The 17005-nt window shown below is 40.5% G+C and carries 12 protein-coding genes; 6 read left to right on the top strand and 6 right to left on the bottom strand.

Annotation, left to right across the window (positions count from 1 at the left end; genetic code table 11):
• The first annotated feature begins 74 nt into the window (after positions 1-74).
• The 5 genes from ABFU83_RS00980 (at position 75) to rlmB (ending at position 10687) form a co-directional block, all read left to right on the top strand.
• Positions 75-3305, top strand: coding sequence for a SusC/RagA family TonB-linked outer membrane protein (locus ABFU83_RS00980; protein WP_347068215.1), 3231 nt, complete (start codon positions 75-77; stop codon positions 3303-3305).
• Between the two features lie 3 nt (positions 3306-3308).
• Entirely contained in the window at positions 3309-4787 is a 1479-nt protein-coding gene (locus ABFU83_RS00975) for a SusD/RagB family nutrient-binding outer membrane lipoprotein (protein ID WP_347068213.1), read from the top strand.
• A gap of 379 nt (positions 4788-5166) precedes the next feature.
• Entirely contained in the window at positions 5167-8286 is a 3120-nt protein-coding gene (locus ABFU83_RS00970; RefSeq protein ID WP_347068211.1) for a SusC/RagA family TonB-linked outer membrane protein, read from the top strand.
• Between the two features lie 21 nt (positions 8287-8307).
• On the top strand, positions 8308-9879 hold the full coding sequence (locus ABFU83_RS00965; RefSeq protein WP_347068209.1) for a SusD/RagB family nutrient-binding outer membrane lipoprotein: 1572 nt from the start codon (positions 8308-8310) through the stop codon (positions 9877-9879).
• A 73-nt stretch (positions 9880-9952) separates the two neighbouring features.
• Positions 9953-10687 (top strand): 23S rRNA (guanosine(2251)-2'-O)-methyltransferase RlmB, encoded by a 735-nt coding sequence (gene rlmB / locus ABFU83_RS00960; protein WP_347068207.1) that lies wholly within the window; start codon positions 9953-9955, stop codon positions 10685-10687.
• 78 nt (positions 10688-10765) lie between these two features.
• Here the strand turns inward: rlmB and ABFU83_RS00955 are convergent, their stop codons facing one another.
• Complete coding sequence (locus tag ABFU83_RS00955; RefSeq protein WP_347068205.1) at positions 10766-11572, bottom strand: rhomboid family intramembrane serine protease; 807 nt, start codon at positions 11570-11572, stop codon at positions 10766-10768.
• A gap of 129 nt (positions 11573-11701) precedes the next feature.
• Between ABFU83_RS00955 and ABFU83_RS00950 the strand changes: the two genes are divergently transcribed.
• The gene (locus tag ABFU83_RS00950; protein WP_347068204.1) at positions 11702-12979 is read left to right on the top strand and encodes a replication-associated recombination protein A; all 1278 of its coding nucleotides are present in this window, start codon (positions 11702-11704) and stop codon (positions 12977-12979) included.
• Here ABFU83_RS00950 and ABFU83_RS00945 read toward each other — a convergent pair.
• Genes ABFU83_RS00945 through ABFU83_RS00925 form a run of 5 tightly spaced genes read right to left on the bottom strand, consistent with a single transcriptional unit; the run spans position 12976 to position 16845 of the window.
• Positions 12976-13719: a hypothetical protein gene (locus ABFU83_RS00945; protein ID WP_347068202.1), complete on the bottom strand. Its 744-nt coding sequence runs from the start codon at positions 13717-13719 to the stop codon at positions 12976-12978. The two genes, ABFU83_RS00950 and ABFU83_RS00945, sit on opposite strands and share 4 nt — an antisense overlap.
• An 18-nt stretch (positions 13720-13737) precedes the next feature.
• A complete protein-coding gene (locus ABFU83_RS00940) occupies positions 13738-14427 on the bottom strand; it encodes a YjjG family noncanonical pyrimidine nucleotidase (protein WP_136403032.1) in 690 nt (229 codons plus the stop codon).
• 9 nt (positions 14428-14436) lie between these two features.
• Positions 14437-14982, bottom strand: a complete 546-nt coding sequence (locus ABFU83_RS00935) for a hypothetical protein (RefSeq protein WP_347068199.1) — start codon at positions 14980-14982, stop codon at positions 14437-14439.
• On the bottom strand, positions 14975-16219 hold the full coding sequence (locus tag ABFU83_RS00930) for an FtsX-like permease family protein (RefSeq protein ID WP_347068197.1): 1245 nt from the start codon (positions 16217-16219) through the stop codon (positions 14975-14977). The genes ABFU83_RS00935 and ABFU83_RS00930 overlap by 8 nt, the downstream gene beginning before the upstream one ends.
• The gene (locus ABFU83_RS00925; RefSeq protein ID WP_347068195.1) at positions 16216-16845 is read right to left on the bottom strand and encodes an ATP-binding cassette domain-containing protein; all 630 of its coding nucleotides are present in this window, start codon (positions 16843-16845) and stop codon (positions 16216-16218) included. The genes ABFU83_RS00930 and ABFU83_RS00925 overlap by 4 nt, the downstream gene beginning before the upstream one ends.
• Between the last annotated feature and the right edge of the window lie 160 nt (positions 16846-17005).

The following is a 17005-nucleotide window of genomic DNA, read 5'->3' as shown; positions in this document are numbered from 1 at the left end:
TTTTTTTACACTTTTTTTGGTTTGTTATGATTTTTTTAAGAAATTTGATTGTATAACCGTAATCAAAAACCAAAATGAGAGTAAAAATCAAATCTTTTTTAACACTTTTTTTAGTGTTACTGGTGCAAAACTTGATTGCACAGGAAAGAATCGTTTCCGGGAAAGTGACCGATACAAATGGTTTACCTTTACCCGGTGTTAGCGTAGTTGAAAAAGGAACTACCAATGGATCCCAAACCGATTTTGACGGTAATTACAAGGTTAAAGTTAGCCCGAGTGCGATACTGGTATATACTTTTATCGGTATGAAAACTCAGGAATTACGAGCGAATGCAACAGTACTAAATGTAAAACTGGAAGAAGAAGCCCGAGTACTGGAAGGTGTTGTTGTAACTGCCTTAGGTATTACACGAGACAAAAAATCATTGGGATATGCCTCTCAAAAACTCGAAGGAGAAGCGGTAAACTCCTCTCCTACGGTAAACTTTGTCAACAATTTAGCCGGTAAAGTAGCCGGATTGGATGTAAAAATCAACTCAAACTTTGGTGGTTCGACCAATATTATACTTCGTGGTGCCAAATCCATTACGGGAAATAACCAGGCCTTAATCGTAGTCGACGGTATTCCGATTAGCAATGCCAACCTAAACAGTAAGGACGCTGTAAACGGTCGTGACGGTTATGATTTTGGTAATGCTGCGGCAGATATTGATCCGAACAACATTGAATCGATTAACGTACTAAAAGGCGCCGCTGCTACAGCGCTATACGGAAGTTTAGCCCAACAGGGAGCGATTATGATCACCACTAAAAAAGGAAGAAAAAATTCCGAAATCGGAATTTCAACCAGCTCTACCGTATCAGTGGGTTATTATGACAAATCTACATTTCCAAAATACCAAACCGAATACGGACAAGGATATGCCGGAGAAGATAGTATTTACAGTGCCGATGTAAACGGCGACGGTATTCCGGATCTGGTAGCCTCAACAGGAGACGATGCTTCCTATGGAAATGCTTTTAATCCATCGCTAATGGTATACCAATGGGATGCCTTTGTACCGGGAAATCCGAATTTCGGAAAAGCGACACCTTGGGTAGCTGCTGCCAATAAACCGGGAACATTTTTCCAGAACTCCACTTCCTATGTAAACAACGTTTCCCTAAATGGCGGTAACAGCGACAGTGCTTTTAACCTGAGCTATACCAACAATTCCGAAACCGGCATTATGCCCAACAGTAAGCTGGTAAAAAATACGATCAGTGGTAACTATACCCGTGACCTGAACGACAAAATCAAGGTGAATTCGTTTATGACTTTTACCCATCAAAGTGTAACCGGTAGAAACAGCGTTGGATATGGCGACAATATCCTGACCGGTTTCAGACAATGGTGGCCGGTGAACGTCGACATGCAAGCTTTAAGAAGTGAATATTTCAGAACGAGAAGTAATGTAAGCTGGAACCAGATCGACCCTACCAACGGCGATTTACGTCCCAACTTTTGGAACAACCCGTACTTCGACCGTTACGAAAACTATACCAGCGACAACCGTAAACGTTTGCTAACCGGAGCCAGTATTAGTTTTGACATCACGAAAAACTTCAACCTGTTAGGTCGTGTGGGTATCGATTATTCTTACGACAAACAAGAGTTACGCAAAGCAATTGGTAGTCACGCTGAGGAATTCGGAATCACACAATCGAACAATCAGGCAACCGAATCGTCCGGATATGTAATGTACACCCGCGACTTCCTGCAACAAAACTACGACATCATTGGTACCTATGATTTTAGTTTGGGTTCTGATGTTTCCGCCAAGGTTATCGGAGGTTTTAACTTTATCCGCGCCGATGTGTATTCGTTCGAAGGCGCTACAGCTGGAGGATTGTTAGTACCCGGTATTTATAGTCTTTCCAACTCAAAAGTATTTATTCCGCCGGTAGAATCGACCATTCCATACGAAAAAGCAGGTGTTTATGCACAGGCCAATATCGACTATAAAAAAATGGTTTATCTGGAAGGGTCTTTCCGTCATGACGAATCGACGGCTTTACCAAAATCAAGCCGTGGTTACGACTACTACTCTGCCGGAACCAGTATTATTCTTTCTGAAATGTTAAAAGCCGACTGGCTGTCGTTTGCCAAATTGCGTTTAAACTACGCCCGTGTGGGTAACGATCCGGTATACGGTCGATTGGGAGCCAAGCAAAACAACGGATCCATCAACAACAATCCTATTTTTGGAAACAGCGATCAGTTAATCGAATTTGAAAAACTAAAACCGGAAATCACCCATTCGTGGGAACTAGGATTGGAAGCTTCTATATTTAAAAACCGTTTAAGCGTGGATGCTTCCGTTTATAAAACGAATACAAAAGATCAGATATTCTTTGTACCACAATCGCCATCTACGCAATATATCTCCAAACAGATTAATGCCGGGGAACTGGAAAACAAAGGGATTGAAATTGCTTTAAGTGCCACTCCGATCAAAACGGCTGATTTCTCCTGGAATATTAATGTAAACTGGTCGAAAAACGTAAACAAACTACTATCCTTGGATTCCGGAAGAACCAACCTGTTATTAACCACCTTCCAGCGTACGTCATTAAATGCGACCGTTGGAGAACCTTACGGAACCATCCGCGGAACCGATTATGTATATGACGCCAACGGAAACCCAGTTGTAGGCGACGACGGACTTTACCTTACAAATCCGGATCAGGTGTTAGGAAATATCCAACCGGACTGGATTGGCGGTGTATCCAATAAAGTTACGTACAAAAACCTTTCCCTTAGCTTCCTGATCAACGTACGCCAGGGCGGTAGTATTTTCTCACTGGATCAGGCCTACGGACAGGAAACCGGATTATATCCGGAAACAGCAGGACTTAACGACCTGGGTAATCCGGTACGAAGCCCATTAAGCCAGGGTGGTGGTATTATCCTTCCGGGTGTAAAAGAAGATGGGACACCAAATGACATTCGGGTAGATGCCACAGCATCGGCCAATGTATTCGGAGGTGATTCCAATCCGGAAAAAGCCTTTGTATACGACGCTTCTTTTGTGAAATTAAGAGAAGTTGCCTTAAACTATACCATGCCATCGAAATTACTGGAACATTCATTTATAAAAGGAGTATCCTTTAGTCTAATCGGGAACAACTTGTGGATTATCCAAAAACACACCCCTTATGCAGATCCTGAAGCAGGTTCCTCCGGCGGTAACATTCAGGGCTACCAAAGTGGTGTAATGCCATCGATTAGAGTGTATTCTTTCAATGTAAAATTAAATTTCTAAAAGATGAAAAAGTTATTAATCCCTATAATCGCAATCGCATCATTCTTTTTCACAGGATGTGTTAATGATGACGACAATTTTAACGACGACACCAGTAAGACCTACGCTGCTTCGGCCGAGGCTCTATTGGCAAACGCTCAGAAAGAGCTAACTGATCAGTTAACCACGCCCAGCGTCAACCTGAATGTATTCCGTTACTTTACCCAATATTGGGCGGCAACCCTATACAGAGCCGAATCCCGTTACAATTTAACCAGCCGAAGAATTCCGGACAACCACTGGCGGATATTATACACCCGTGTTTTAGGGAACCTGAAAACGGCAAAAGAAGTAGTCGACACCGAAGCCAAACCGGAAAATATTGCTCAGGCAGACTGGGATAAAATACAGCAAAACAAATCGGCTATCATCGAGATCTTGAACATTTATACCTATCAGGTACTCGTTGATTCCTTTGGTGATATTCCGTATTCGGAAGCACTACAACCGGTGGATATAGTTTTACCCAAATACGATGACGACCAGACCATTTATCCGGATCTGCTAAACCGTTTAAACTCCGCTATTGCCGAACTGGACGACAGCTATGCCTCCTTTTCAAATGGCGACCTGCTATACAATGGAAATGTGACTAAATGGAAATTATTTGCCAATTCCTTAAAAATAAAACTAGCCATTAACCTATCAGATGTAAACAGTTCTCTGGCACAATCGTCTATTGAAAGTGCCTTTACTGCCGGCGTTATTACCACCAATACCAATAATGCTTTGGTGCAATTCAATTCCTTTTCACCAAATTACAATCAGATTTTTGGAGAATTGGTAGCCAGCAACCGTAATGACTTTGTACCGACATCTGTTTTTGTAAATGAGTTAAACACACTTAATGATCCGAGAAGACCTATTTATTTTACTCCGATGGCAGACGGTAGTTATGTAGGTGGTGCTTACGGTTACACCAACACCCAGCCTTATGAAACGTCCTATTCGCATGTTGGGGATGAAATAAAAAAACCGGATGCCAAAGGAGTACTTTTTGATGCGGCCGAAGTTAATTTTTACCTGGCCGAAGCTGCCGCAAGAGGCTATAGCGTTGGCGGAACTCCCGACGTTTATTATACCGCAGCCGTGACGGCCTCATTAAACTATTGGAATGTAGCCGCATCGGATATCGCTACCTATCTGGTACAACCATCTGTAGCCTATGCCACAGCCTCGGGAACCTGGAAAGAAAAAATAGGCAAACAATCCTGGATTGCATTCTACAACAGAGGTTTCGAATCCTGGAATTCATTCCGAAGACTTGATGCTCCAGGCTTAACTGCTCCTCCAAGTGCTTTCCCGGTTGCCGAAGGAAAAATTCCGGTTCGCCTTACCTATCCGGTAAATGAACAAACCGTTAACGGAGCCAGCTATCAGGCTGGAAGTGCAGCTATAGGCGGTGATAAACTGACAACCAAAGTATTTTGGGATGTAAATTAAGAAAACGTAGTTCTTTTATTTGAGTTATTTAAAAACCATCACAGCCTTTATGTGGTGGTTTTTTTATTTCCTATTGCCATCCGTATTTTATTTGGTACCATTTTCAATACATTTTGCTTCCTTATTACCTACTTAAATACACGCAAATACTACTCATTTCTTCACAGAATCGTCTTAAATTAGAAATAACAACAGTATCCGGCATCATGTTTTCAACAAAACGAAATAGAATTCAACAACTATATCCGATTATATTACAGTATCAATAGTAAGAACTAAATCAAACTGTATTATTTTAAAAAAAGTCACTCAATGTCATGTTTTTTGCATACCCTCCATTAAGGCTATAACTTATACGGGAATCAAAAAAAGTAGACCTATGAGAATAAAGTTTATGTTTTTGCTAACCACCATATTAGCAACCCAGTATTTCTTTGCCCAGGAGCGAAATGTAAAAGGTAGGATTACCGATACCAATAACCTACCCATACCGGGTGTCAACGTTATTGAGAAAGGCACAACAAACAGCATTCAGACCGACATAAACGGGGAATATACAATAAAAGTAAGTCCAACAGCCATCCTAACGATTTCATTTCTGGGAATGAAAACAAAAGATGTCAAAGCCGATAGTACCCCTTTAAATATCGTCCTGAAACCAGAAGTCACCGAAATGGATACTATTGTTGTAACCGCTTTAGGCATCAAAAGAGAAAAAAAAGCCGTTGGGTATTCCGTTCAGGAGATAAAAGGAGATATTATCAATCATGCGGGTCAAACCAATGCCATGAGCGCATTATCCGGAAATATTGCCGGAATTCAGGTAACCGCCCCATCCACTATGGGTGGCTCTTCAAGAATCCTTATCCGAGGTGTTGGTTCGGTCACACAAAATAATCGCCCACTCATTGTTATCGACGGTATTCCTATGGACAATTCAAATTATAACAGCTACAATACGCAAAGTGGCTCCGGTGGTAGAGATTATGGTGATGCAGCAGCCGATATCAATCCCGATGACATTGAATCGGTTTCCGTATTAAAAGGAGGTCCGGCAGCGGCCTTATACGGCTCACGAGCGGCAAATGGCGTAATCATGTATACGACAAAATCCGGGAAAAACGGAAAAACGGAACTTTTCATAAAAACAGGTTTAACTCTGGAAAACATTTATATCATGCCCAAATTACAAAACCTATATGGCGGTGGTTCGTCCACTACTATGAAGACAGCAACCATCAACGGCCAGCTTTACAATCTTGCCGATTATAGAACCGACGAAAGTTGGGGGCCAAAGTACGATGCAAACCTTCGGTATCTTCCCTGGAGTGCATTCGATCCGGAATTTCCAAACGACTATCTGGTAACGAAACCCTGGGTTAGCCCAAGAAAAGACGTGCCTTCTTTTTTTAACACAGGCTATACAACTACCAATAATGTGGCCGTAAGTCATGCGACCAAAAGTGGTACTATCCGGATTTCATTGTCCAACCAGAATACAACAGGTATTGTACCAAATTCAAAACTGGTAAAAAACACATTCGCAATAAACGGAAGTACCATACTACATGAAAAACTCAAGGCCGACGGGACGCTTTCCTATATAAACACCAATGCCTTTAACAGACCTACTCAAGGATATGGTGGCAATTCCGTTGCGCAGAAATTTTTCCAATGGGGTCAACGACAATTGGATTTTGACAACCTAAAAAATTACAAATTAGCCAATGGAAAGCAACGCTCCTGGAACAGAACATCCTGGAATGATGCTACACCAATATATTCCGACAACCCTTACTGGACGATTTATGAAAACACTTCCGAAGACCAAAGAAACCGTTTTACCGGAAGTATTAAACTAAAATACAATTTGAACAAAAACCTCTATGCTGTTGGAAATATAAATGGCGATCAATATGATTTCACAGTCCAGAATAAAATAGCAGTGTATTCACAGGCCCTGTCCGGATATTCACAGACTATACGGCAGATCACAGAGATGAATTACGAAGCGAGAGTGCATTTTGACAAACGCTGGGACAGATTCAGTCTTAACTCATTTGTTGGCATCAACCGTCGGCACAATGAGCACCAGGCCTTATCTGGCAGTACTTCCGGAGGATTGATTATACCTGATTTATATAATCTTTCCAATTCAAAAAAACTTTCCACTTCCCAAAATTTTTATTCCCAACTGCGGGTTAACAGCTTATATGCAATGGCTTCTTTAGGCTATGCTAACATGTTATACCTGGAAGTAACCAATCGCAAAGACTGGTTTTCAACGGTTGCCAACCACGCTAATTACCCATCTGTCACCGGTAGTTTTATTTTTTCCGACTTACTAAAAGACGTTTCGTGGTTATCGTTTGGAAAGCTTAGAAGCGGCTGGGCACAGATTAGCAATGGAGCCACTCCCTATTCGATTGCTAATTACTATACCATAGGAGCCCCCTTTCAATCGGTTCCTTCTTATTCCAATGCTACAGTCGCAAACAACCCTGACTTAATCCCGGAGACAAAAGTGAGTAAGGAAATAGGATTGGAAATGCGACTATTTAAAAACCGTTTGGGTTTCGATCTGGCATTCTATGAAGACTTGACCCGGGATCTTATTACTCCATTACAAATTACGACAGCAACCGGTTTTTCCAAACAATACATTAATGCCGGCAAAATTCGCAATCAGGGTGTTGAACTTTCCCTATGGGCAACCCCTATCAAATCGGTCAATTTCAGTTGGGACATCAAAGGTAACTTTTCCAAAAACGACAATAAGCTGCTCTCGTTATATAAAGACACCCAATCACAGAAACTGGCATCGGCTCCTTTTCGGGTTACCTTACTGGCCGTTGTAGGCGAAAAATACGGTCAGTTATACGGAAACGATTTCGCCTATCATACAAACGGAAAAAGGATAATCAATCCAAACGGAACCTATAAAAAAGGAAATCGAAAAGCACTGGGTTGCATTATTCCGGATTACAACATCGGTATTCGAAACCATTTCAATTACAAACAATGGAATCTAGGTTGCCTGATCGACATTCAAAAAGGGGGAAGTTATTTTTCCACTACCCACATGTATGGTCATTCTTCCGGTATAATGGAAGAGACAGCAGCCAATGGAATACGGGAAAATGGAATAGTACTGGATGGTGTTTTGGAAGATGGAAGCCCAAATACCAAAGTGGTTTCCGCTTACCGATGGGCAAAAGCCTACACGAATAGCGTTGATGCACAAAACGTTTTTGATGCCAGTTATATTAAACTACGGGAAATGGCCTTAAGCTATAGTCTACCTAAAAAGGCTGTTGGAAAGAAAATAAGTCAAGTAACTTTTTCCGCTTTTGCGCGTAACCTTTTCGCCTGGGGGCTACACTGGAACGGTATGGATCCCGAAAACACCAGCTACGGAAGTGGGAATATACAGGGACTTGAAGGCGGTTCACTTCCTTCTACCAGAACATACGGAATGAATATAACAATTAAAATGTGATGAATTTAAAACCGTAAAACCATGAATACATTAAAACCAATACTTATAGCAATTCTATTGCTCCTATTTTCTTTTACGGGTTGTACCGACCGGTTTGAAGAAATCAACACCAATCCAAACCAACCAACGAAAGTTAGTACTCCGGGGCTATTTAATACAGCTACAAAAAACATTGTCAATAGAGCAACCAGAGGAGCATTTGGATCTGCAAGAATGACACTCCCATGGATGCAATATTCGGCACAACTTAACTATACCGACGAAGATCGCTTTCTCTTTAGAAACGAAACAAACAGCTATTTGTTTAGCATCTACTACATACAGGCTAAAAATTTCAAATCGATACTGGATCTCAATACCGATCCGGCTACAGCATCCGAGATGTCATTTTATGGCAATACGGCCAATCAGATTGCCGCAGCCCGGATCATGCTTGCTTATATTTTTCAGAATCTTGTTGACATCTATGGCGACATCCCCTACTACTCTTATGGCAATAATGACCCTGATTTTCAAGCATTAGACCGCAACAATCCGACACCAAAGTTTGCTTCACAACAGAAAATCTATACCGATTTACTAAAAGAATTGAAAGAAGCCGTCGAATCGATCGATTTAAACGATGTCATATTCTACGAAAATCAAGATCCGTATTTTGGTAATGCCGAAAAATTAAAGCGCTTCGGCAATTCATTACAGCTACGAATTGCCAACCGGGTAAAAAATGTGATTCCAATAGCCAACACCCATATACAGGAAGCCATAGCCTCCGGGGTTATGCAATCTAACGACGACAGTGTGGGTGTAACTTTCGAAAACAATGCGATCAACCCGGCACCTACCTATTATAGTTTTTTTGTAAACAACCGAACCGATTATACCGCATCAAAGACATTTATTGATCTTTTAAAAGGTGAAATTGGTCCTTTTAGCCCCGATCCGAGATTACAGAAAATCATTGCTCCGATAGGTACTACAAAAACCAATTCATTAAATAAAAATTATAACGAAACCGATGATTTAATCCGCTACCAGGGAATGCCGTATGGGATTCCCTCACAATTAACCACCAGTCAAGCTAGTGATGCGTCCTTATTCAGTCATTCTATTTTCAAACCGGATTATACGGAATACCTGATAGAATATGCCGAAGTGGCTTTTCTCTTATCCGAGGTAAACAACTGGAGTCAAGACTACTACGAGAAAGGAGTTCGGGCATCTATGGAGAAATGGGAAATTGCACCGGAAAAAATAACCGCTTATATAAACCAGCTTCCAGTGGCGAATCAGAAAAACGTATTGACCCAAAAATACATTGCTTTGTTTATGCAACCTTATGAAGCCTGGGCAGAATGGAGACGCACCGGATATCCGGATATACTGATTAAACCGGGAGGAACCGGAACACTGATTAATCCTGTTCAAAACACGTTAACCTATACTTTTGCACCATTGGTTAACTTAACCGAAATACCGGCACGGCTAATCTATCCGGCAGACTCTCAGGAACTGAACAGAAAACAGTACCTTCAGGCTTCCCAAAATATAGGAGGCGACAAATTAACTACAAAATTGATCTGGGATACCAATTAATGCTACCCGCAAAATTCATTTCATTTAAAACCATCACGCTGTATATGTGATGGTTTTTTCTATCTTTGCCGTTATGGAAAAAGAACATTTAATATTCGGCATCAGAGCAATTATTGAGGCTGTAAATGCAGGAAAAGAGATAGACAAAGTTTTCATTCAGAAAGAAGCCCAGGGCGACCTGATGCAGGAACTGATGAAAACACTCAAAAAAAACAGTATTAATTTCTCATACGTTCCAATTGAAAAGTTAAACCGATTAACGTCAAACAACCATCAGGGTGCTGTAGCAAGTATTGCTCCGGTTTCCTTTTACAGTCTTGAATCGCTGGTAGAATCGGTTATTGAAAAAAGTGAAAAACCACTTTTTCTAATTTTAGATCAGTTATCCGATGCCCGTAATTTTGGTGCCATTATCCGAACGGCCGAATGTACCGGCGTTGATGGGATTATCATCCAGAAACAAGGATCCGCTCCTGTTAACGGTGATACGGTAAAAACATCAGCCGGTGCCGTATTCAATGTTCCTATTTGTAAAGTAGACCATATCAAAGATGCTATTTTTTACCTTCAGGGATCGGGTGTTAAAACCGTAGCGGCCACCGAAAAAACCGAAAGCCTTCTTTATGATATCGATCTAAGTGGTCCTTTAGCGATTATCATGGGAAGTGAAGACAAAGGTGTTAATCCGTCGGTATTGAAAATGGTAGATGAAAAAGCAAAATTACCGATGTTCGGAACGATCTCATCGTTGAATGTTTCGGTTGCCTGTGGTGCATTTCTATACGAAACCGTTCGTCAGAGGAGTTAAAAATAAAAACACAAAAAGGGATTAAGTAGTACTAGAGTGCCCCCAAATAGTGTCTAACTTTTTGGGGGCATTCTAGACTTAATCCTTTTTTTGTGCCGTATCTCCAGATTCGGTATCCAACTTCGGTTTGTATATAATCCGATAATAGACCGGCATATCCGATTTGAAATATACATTGGAAAGCATATCCGGTTCGATAACTTCCAGCTCCTCTTCTTTTGGCAGGTTTACAAAATTCCCATTTTCGTCGAAGTGTTTCATAAACGGATCCTGCGACGGATCGAAATCGGGATGCTCCCATTCATAGCGTATTGGTTTTTTATATTCGGGTGTTTTCAGAAAAAATGACAATAAATACCCGCTAATAAATCCCGACAAGTGTCCTTCCCATGAAATATTCTCCTCCGGATTGGGAAATACATACCAAATCATTCCGCCATACAACACAATAATGGTTAGCGATAAAGCCACCAGTCGGTAGTACCTGGTTTGAATACCTTTAAAAAAGATAAAGCTCACCAAAACATAAATCAAACCACTGGCACCGATATGGTAACTTTCGCGACCAATGAGCCAGGTTCCGAAACCCGAAAGCAGGATTCCCAATACGATTACTTCCGGGGCCTGTTTCCGATAGAAATATCGCGTAGCAGCAATCAGCATTAATAAAGGTATTGAATTATTATAAAGATGTTTAATATCGCCATGCAGGAACGGACTAAACAGTACTCCTTTTAACCCGGACAATGTTCGCGGGTAAATCCCATAATCGGAAAGGCTAATCTTAAACCTGACCTCCACCCAGAAAACCAGCCAGAGCGTCAAAACGAAGTACAAAGGCCAGGCCAGTACCGAAGGTGAAAATTTAAAGTCTATTTCTTTCATGCCAATTATTTCTTTCGGCTACGCATCAAAAACATCACCAAAAAGATTTTAATGCATTTTTGTCAGTTCTTTCTTTTCAAAATTGCATTCCTACTTCATTCAAAAGTTAGTTTTTTGTAATTTTACCACATGGAAGCACCCTTGGCAGAACGCATACGTCCGCAACATTTATCCGATTATATTAGTCAGCTACACCTGGTTGGCGAACAGGGTTCTCTAACCCATCAAATTGCACGAGGCATCATCCCGTCGTTAATTTTATGGGGACCACCGGGAACCGGAAAAACAACCCTTGCCCAAATCATGGCACAGGAAAGCAAACGCCCGTTTTATGTTTTAAGCGCCATTAATTCCGGGGTAAAAGACGTACGTGAGGTGATCGATAAAGCCAAACAAAGCGGCGGATTATTTACGGCCAAAAATCCGATATTATTTATCGATGAGATCCACCGGTTTAGTAAATCACAACAGGATTCCTTACTGGCGGCGGTCGAAAAAGGCTGGGTAACCCTTATTGGAGCGACGACCGAAAATCCGAGTTTTGAGGTCATTCCCGCTCTATTGTCAAGATGTCAGGTTTATATTCTGAATGCCTTTTCCAAAGAAGATCTTGAAGCCTTATTACACCGGGCACTGGAAAAAGACGTTATTTTAAAATCAAAAAATATTCGTTTGTTGGAAACCGAAGCGTTACTACGACTTTCGGGCGGAGACGGGCGCAAACTACTCAACATATTCGAGTTGGTGATCAATGCATCCGAAGGTGATACGATTGAAATCACCAATGAAAAAGTCATGCAACTGGTTCAGAAAAACACCGTATTGTACGATAAAACCGGAGAACAACATTATGACATTGTTTCGGCCTTTATAAAATCTATCCGCGGTAGCGATCCAAACGGTGCGGTATACTGGCTGGCCAGAATGATTGAAGGTGGTGAAGATGTTAAATTTATTGCACGTCGCATGCTGATTCTGGCTTCGGAAGACATTGGCAATGCCAATCCTACAGCTTTAATTATGGCCAACAACACCTTTCAGGCAGTAACAACAATTGGTTATCCGGAAAGCCGCATTATATTGAGTCAATGTGCTATTTATCTGGCTACATCACCCAAAAGTAATGCAAGTTATCTGGCTATTGGGAAAGCGCAGCAACTGGTCAAACAAACCGGCGACTTACCGGTTCCAATACATTTGCGCAACGCTCCCACCAAACTGATGAAAGAATTGGGCTATGGAGACGAATACAAGTATGCACACGATTATGCGAACAACTTTGTCGATCAGGAGTTTCTTCCGGACGAATTACAGCAAACTATATTTTACGATCCGGGAAATAATTCCCGGGAAAATGCAACCCGGGATTTTCTAAAAAACCGTTGGAAGGATAAATACAACTATTAGAACTTGATATCCAATTTCTCGGATACCAATTTCTCATTTTGATAGTATTCGAATATCCATTCATTATTCTTTTTGATCAGTACACCCTGAACGCTATCGTTTTTAGCGGTATACAGATCCGGGTTACTGGTTTTAAATATTTTTAAGACGATTTTCGGTGTACTATCCACTAACTGATATCCATTTGTTATCGGCTGCGCGAACAATTGTCCGGATATAACCGTGGTAGTTACAGGATCTTTTTTTATGGCTTCCTGAACAACCAGATTCTCTGTTACAGGTGGCGCAGGTTTTACTGGCGGAATTGGTAGCGGTTTGGCATCCTGTAATCCCTCTTCAATCGATTTTCCTACAATACGAAATGCCTGAATATAGGCTTTATCGAATTCTTTTAATCGGCTGGTTCCTTCTTCCGAAATAAAAACGGTTTGATTTTTACAATCTGTTAATTCCACTTTAATTTTGGTACTAAAAACCGTATTATCCTCCACCATATTGGCGAACAACGCGTTACATCTGTTTTGAGCCACCTCATCCGGCATAATATCCGTATCATACAACACCGTATACCCTTTCTTTTCGAAAACCATTTTGGTTAAGGCATTCAGATTGTATTTATTGGCTTGCTTCAAAAAGGAAAACTTAGCCGGAACGATAACATATTTATAATCCGTTAATCGTTGCGAAAATCCTGTTGCCGAAAGCAACAGGATTGTCAGCATTACGCCTGTCTTTTTCATATTGGTTTGGTTTACTATTTAAAGTATTTTTTTAAGTTCTAACAAATGACGCACCTGTGGTACTTTTAAAGCATCTCCATAGTCGGATTCACTAAAAAAGATGGCATCAAGTCCCACATTTAAAGCCCCTTCGATATCGGCTTCCATACTATCGCCAATCATAACGCTTTTATCTTTATCGGTTCGGGCAAGATCCAAGGCAAACTCGAAAATCTTCGGATTGGGCTTTTTAACTCCGGCTTTTTCCGAATTGGTTATCGTAATAAAATAATGATCGATATTGGCATTTTTGAGCTTCCCTTCCTGAACTTCATGGAATCCGTTAGTAATGATATGCAGGTTGTATTTTGGTTTTAAATAATCCAGGATTTCGATAGCACCATCGAAAAGGTGATTGAACTTCGGCAGATACCAGATATATTCCTGTGCTAAAAGATTGATTTTCGCATCGTCGATTGGATATTGTAACAAGTCGAATACTTCTCTAAAACGGGAATACCGCAATTCCTGTTGTGTAATTTTTTCTTCCTGATATAGTTTCCAGTATTTAAAATTAATCGGGATATAGTATTCCAGAAAAGTTTCCATCGAAATGGGCATTGCATGCTTTTCAAAGATTGCCTCGAAAGCTAGCGCAGAATTTTTTTCAAAATCCCAAAGGGTATGATCCAGATCGAAAAAAATATCGGTTTTATTCGTAAATCTCATGCTTGTATTTTATTTGGCTCCTTTAACGATAATGGCATCATCTACATGATATACCCAGTCTTCCACATCAGCATCGTTATAACGGAAATTCCCTTCCAGTGTTACATACTGGTCGGTTTTTAATTTTGGGGTTTCACCTTTAAATTTAATTCCCATAATGGTTTCCGGACCGGATTTACCACAAAAGAAACAAGACGCAAACACATTTTTACTTAACGCATAGGATTTATTATCGATCGGGATAATGAACCCGCTCATCACAATACGCTTTTTATTGGTTAGTTTAAGTTTCGCATTTACCTGCGGAAACATAACTTCTCCATATGTCTTATGTTGCTTTTTCACATATTTAATGTCGCCCAGTAATTTCCAGGTAAGCGTATCCGGATTTACCAGTACTGCAGTGTTACGATTATGGGTAAAACTCCCAAATCCTGCTTTTTCCACTTTTATATCTGCAGTTGCATTATGCTGAGCTTTATCCGGAGTATAGCAGTATTCCAGGACTAAAAGCAGTGCCGTAAGGGCTATGATTACTATTGATTTTTTACGCATTGGCCAAAGTTTTTGAAATATTAAGTTTATAGGCCTTAACAGCCGGGATAACAGCTGCTAAAACACCGACAAATATAGTTAGTAAAAATAAAAATCCTTCTTTTTCCCAAACAAACTCAAAAGGATTAAATGCCATTTTGAATTCTTCTTCGGAGGAACCGGAAATAAACAGTAATGCTACTCTTCCAACTATTGTGCCGGAAAGATAACCTAGTACGCATAAGATCAAACTCTCAATAACGACCAGATACAGCAATTGAAAACGAGTTGCTCCGTTTACCCGTAACAAGGCAAATTCATATTTTCGTTCTTTTAATGTATTATATAAAGCAATAAAAATACTGATTCCGGATATCAGCATGATCCCATACGCCAGATATTGCAAAGCCTGAAGTCCGACACCAAACAAAGTAAACAGTCTATTGATTTCAATAGCCGGTGAAGCCGCCTGCATTTTGGTATTTTGCGGAATCATTCGCGGCCAGGTTACAATACCCATTTTATTTCGGAATTTCAATAAAACAGCGGTAATCTCTTTTCCTTCCTCACTAATCACAACCGCATCGTGATGATGATCGGCTTCCGCGTGATCGTGATCGTGCATTTCGGCTTCGTCATGTTCATGCGAATCGTGCATCGCCCAAACACTCTGGATATTCGAAAGAATCAGATTATCGATTACCTTTCCGGTTTCCGATAATACGCCAACGATATGATACGCATGCTCTTCATGGACCTCGCCTTCTTCGGCATCGCCATGGGAACCAAAAAATTTATCACCGGCTTTCAGGTTTAGTTTTTTAGCCACTTCACTTCCTACAACAACCTCAAAATCCTTTTCAAAGGCTTTACCCGACACTACTTTTGCAGCATACTTTTCCATATAATCGGTAGTGGTTCCAACAATTTTAAAGCCGTGGTAATTATCGCCAAAAGCCAGTGGAATGGCAGTCTTTACAAAAGGGTTCGTCATCCATTTTTTGGCTTCCTGATAATCGATATTACCGGTAGGCGCATCCACCTGATATACGGAAGATAAAATAAGTTGTAACGGACTTCCCTGCGCGCCTAAAACCAAATCGATTCCATCGGCATTGCTCGAAAATTTTTCTTCAAATTGTTTTTGCAACAGAATTAATACAGTGATAATCGCTACACTGGCTGTTAGCAAAATAATGCTGAGCGTTGTACTGAGAGGTTTAAACCACGTATTTCTCCAGGCTAATTTTGTAATCATGACAATGTAATTTGATTGGTAAAGCGTTGTTTTAATCGGGAATCATGTGTCACAATTACTAGTGCCGATCGGTATTCTTTGGCCAGATTATCCAATAAATCGGCAACTTTAAGTGCATTTTCATCGTCCAGACTCGAAGTCGGTTCGTCTGCCAGAAGCACTTTTGGTTCGTTGATTAACGCTCTGGCAATCGAAACCCGTTGCTGCTGACCGATACTGAGTTGGGAAGGCAATTTATGAATATGATTTTCAAGGTCAAGATGTTCTAATAACTGTTTAGCCTTTTCGATTTGTTGCTTACCCGAAGCCAGCCAGGAAGCTAATGCTACATTTTCCAATACAGACAATGACGCTATAAAATAGGATTGTTGCAAAACCAGCCCGATATTCTTCCCTCTGAAATGATCCAGTTTTTTTTCAGATAATATTCCAATATCGGTAGTATTTATAAGGATTTCGCCTGCCTGAGGTCGTAAAAGTCCCCCCAAAAGATGTAACAATGTTGTCTTTCCTTTTCCGGATCCACCGGTAATTAATATGGTATCGCCATCGGAACAACTAATATCGGGAAATACAAAAGAAGTCCCTTTTCCGTATGAGAACGTAATATTTTTAGTAGCAATCATTATCAAATGCTTTTAATAGGTGCAATATGGTCTTTTTTAAAAGAAAAAAATAGCTCTTGAAAGAGCTATTTATACTAAACCAATCAAAAATAACAAAAAATTAGTTCCTGTTCTTTTTATTATGAATATTATAACTAAAAAGCCTGTGTTTCTTATATCA

The sequence above is a fragment of the Flavobacterium sp. WV_118_3 genome (assembly GCF_039778605.1).
In the GTDB taxonomy this organism is placed as follows: Bacteria; Bacteroidota; Bacteroidia; order Flavobacteriales; family Flavobacteriaceae; genus Flavobacterium.
This window is presented reverse-complemented; position numbering and strand designations above follow the sequence as displayed.

Excerpts from the sequence above, each read along its gene's own strand:
- ABFU83_RS00980 (WP_347068215.1), top strand. The coding sequence starts at position 75 with ATGAGAGTAAAAATCAAATCTTTTTTAACACTTTTTTTAGTGTTACTG.
- ABFU83_RS00975 (WP_347068213.1), top strand. The coding sequence starts at position 3,309 with ATGAAAAAGTTATTAATCCCTATAATCGCAATCGCATCATTCTTTTTC.
- ABFU83_RS00970 (WP_347068211.1), top strand. The coding sequence starts at position 5,167 with ATGAGAATAAAGTTTATGTTTTTGCTAACCACCATATTAGCAACCCAG.
- ABFU83_RS00965 (WP_347068209.1), top strand. The coding sequence starts at position 8,308 with ATGAATACATTAAAACCAATACTTATAGCAATTCTATTGCTCCTATTT.
- rlmB (WP_347068207.1), top strand. The coding sequence starts at position 9,953 with ATGGAAAAAGAACATTTAATATTCGGCATCAGAGCAATTATTGAGGCT.
- ABFU83_RS00955 (WP_347068205.1), bottom strand. The coding sequence starts at position 11,572 with ATGAAAGAAATAGACTTTAAATTTTCACCTTCGGTACTGGCCTGGCCT.
- ABFU83_RS00950 (WP_347068204.1), top strand. The coding sequence starts at position 11,702 with ATGGAAGCACCCTTGGCAGAACGCATACGTCCGCAACATTTATCCGAT.
- ABFU83_RS00945 (WP_347068202.1), bottom strand. The coding sequence starts at position 13,719 with ATGAAAAAGACAGGCGTAATGCTGACAATCCTGTTGCTTTCGGCAACA.
- ABFU83_RS00940 (WP_136403032.1), bottom strand. The coding sequence starts at position 14,427 with ATGAGATTTACGAATAAAACCGATATTTTTTTCGATCTGGATCATACC.
- ABFU83_RS00935 (WP_347068199.1), bottom strand. The coding sequence starts at position 14,982 with ATGCGTAAAAAATCAATAGTAATCATAGCCCTTACGGCACTGCTTTTA.
- ABFU83_RS00930 (WP_347068197.1), bottom strand. The coding sequence starts at position 16,219 with ATGATTACAAAATTAGCCTGGAGAAATACGTGGTTTAAACCTCTCAGT.
- ABFU83_RS00925 (WP_347068195.1), bottom strand. The coding sequence starts at position 16,845 with ATGATTGCTACTAAAAATATTACGTTCTCATACGGAAAAGGGACTTCT.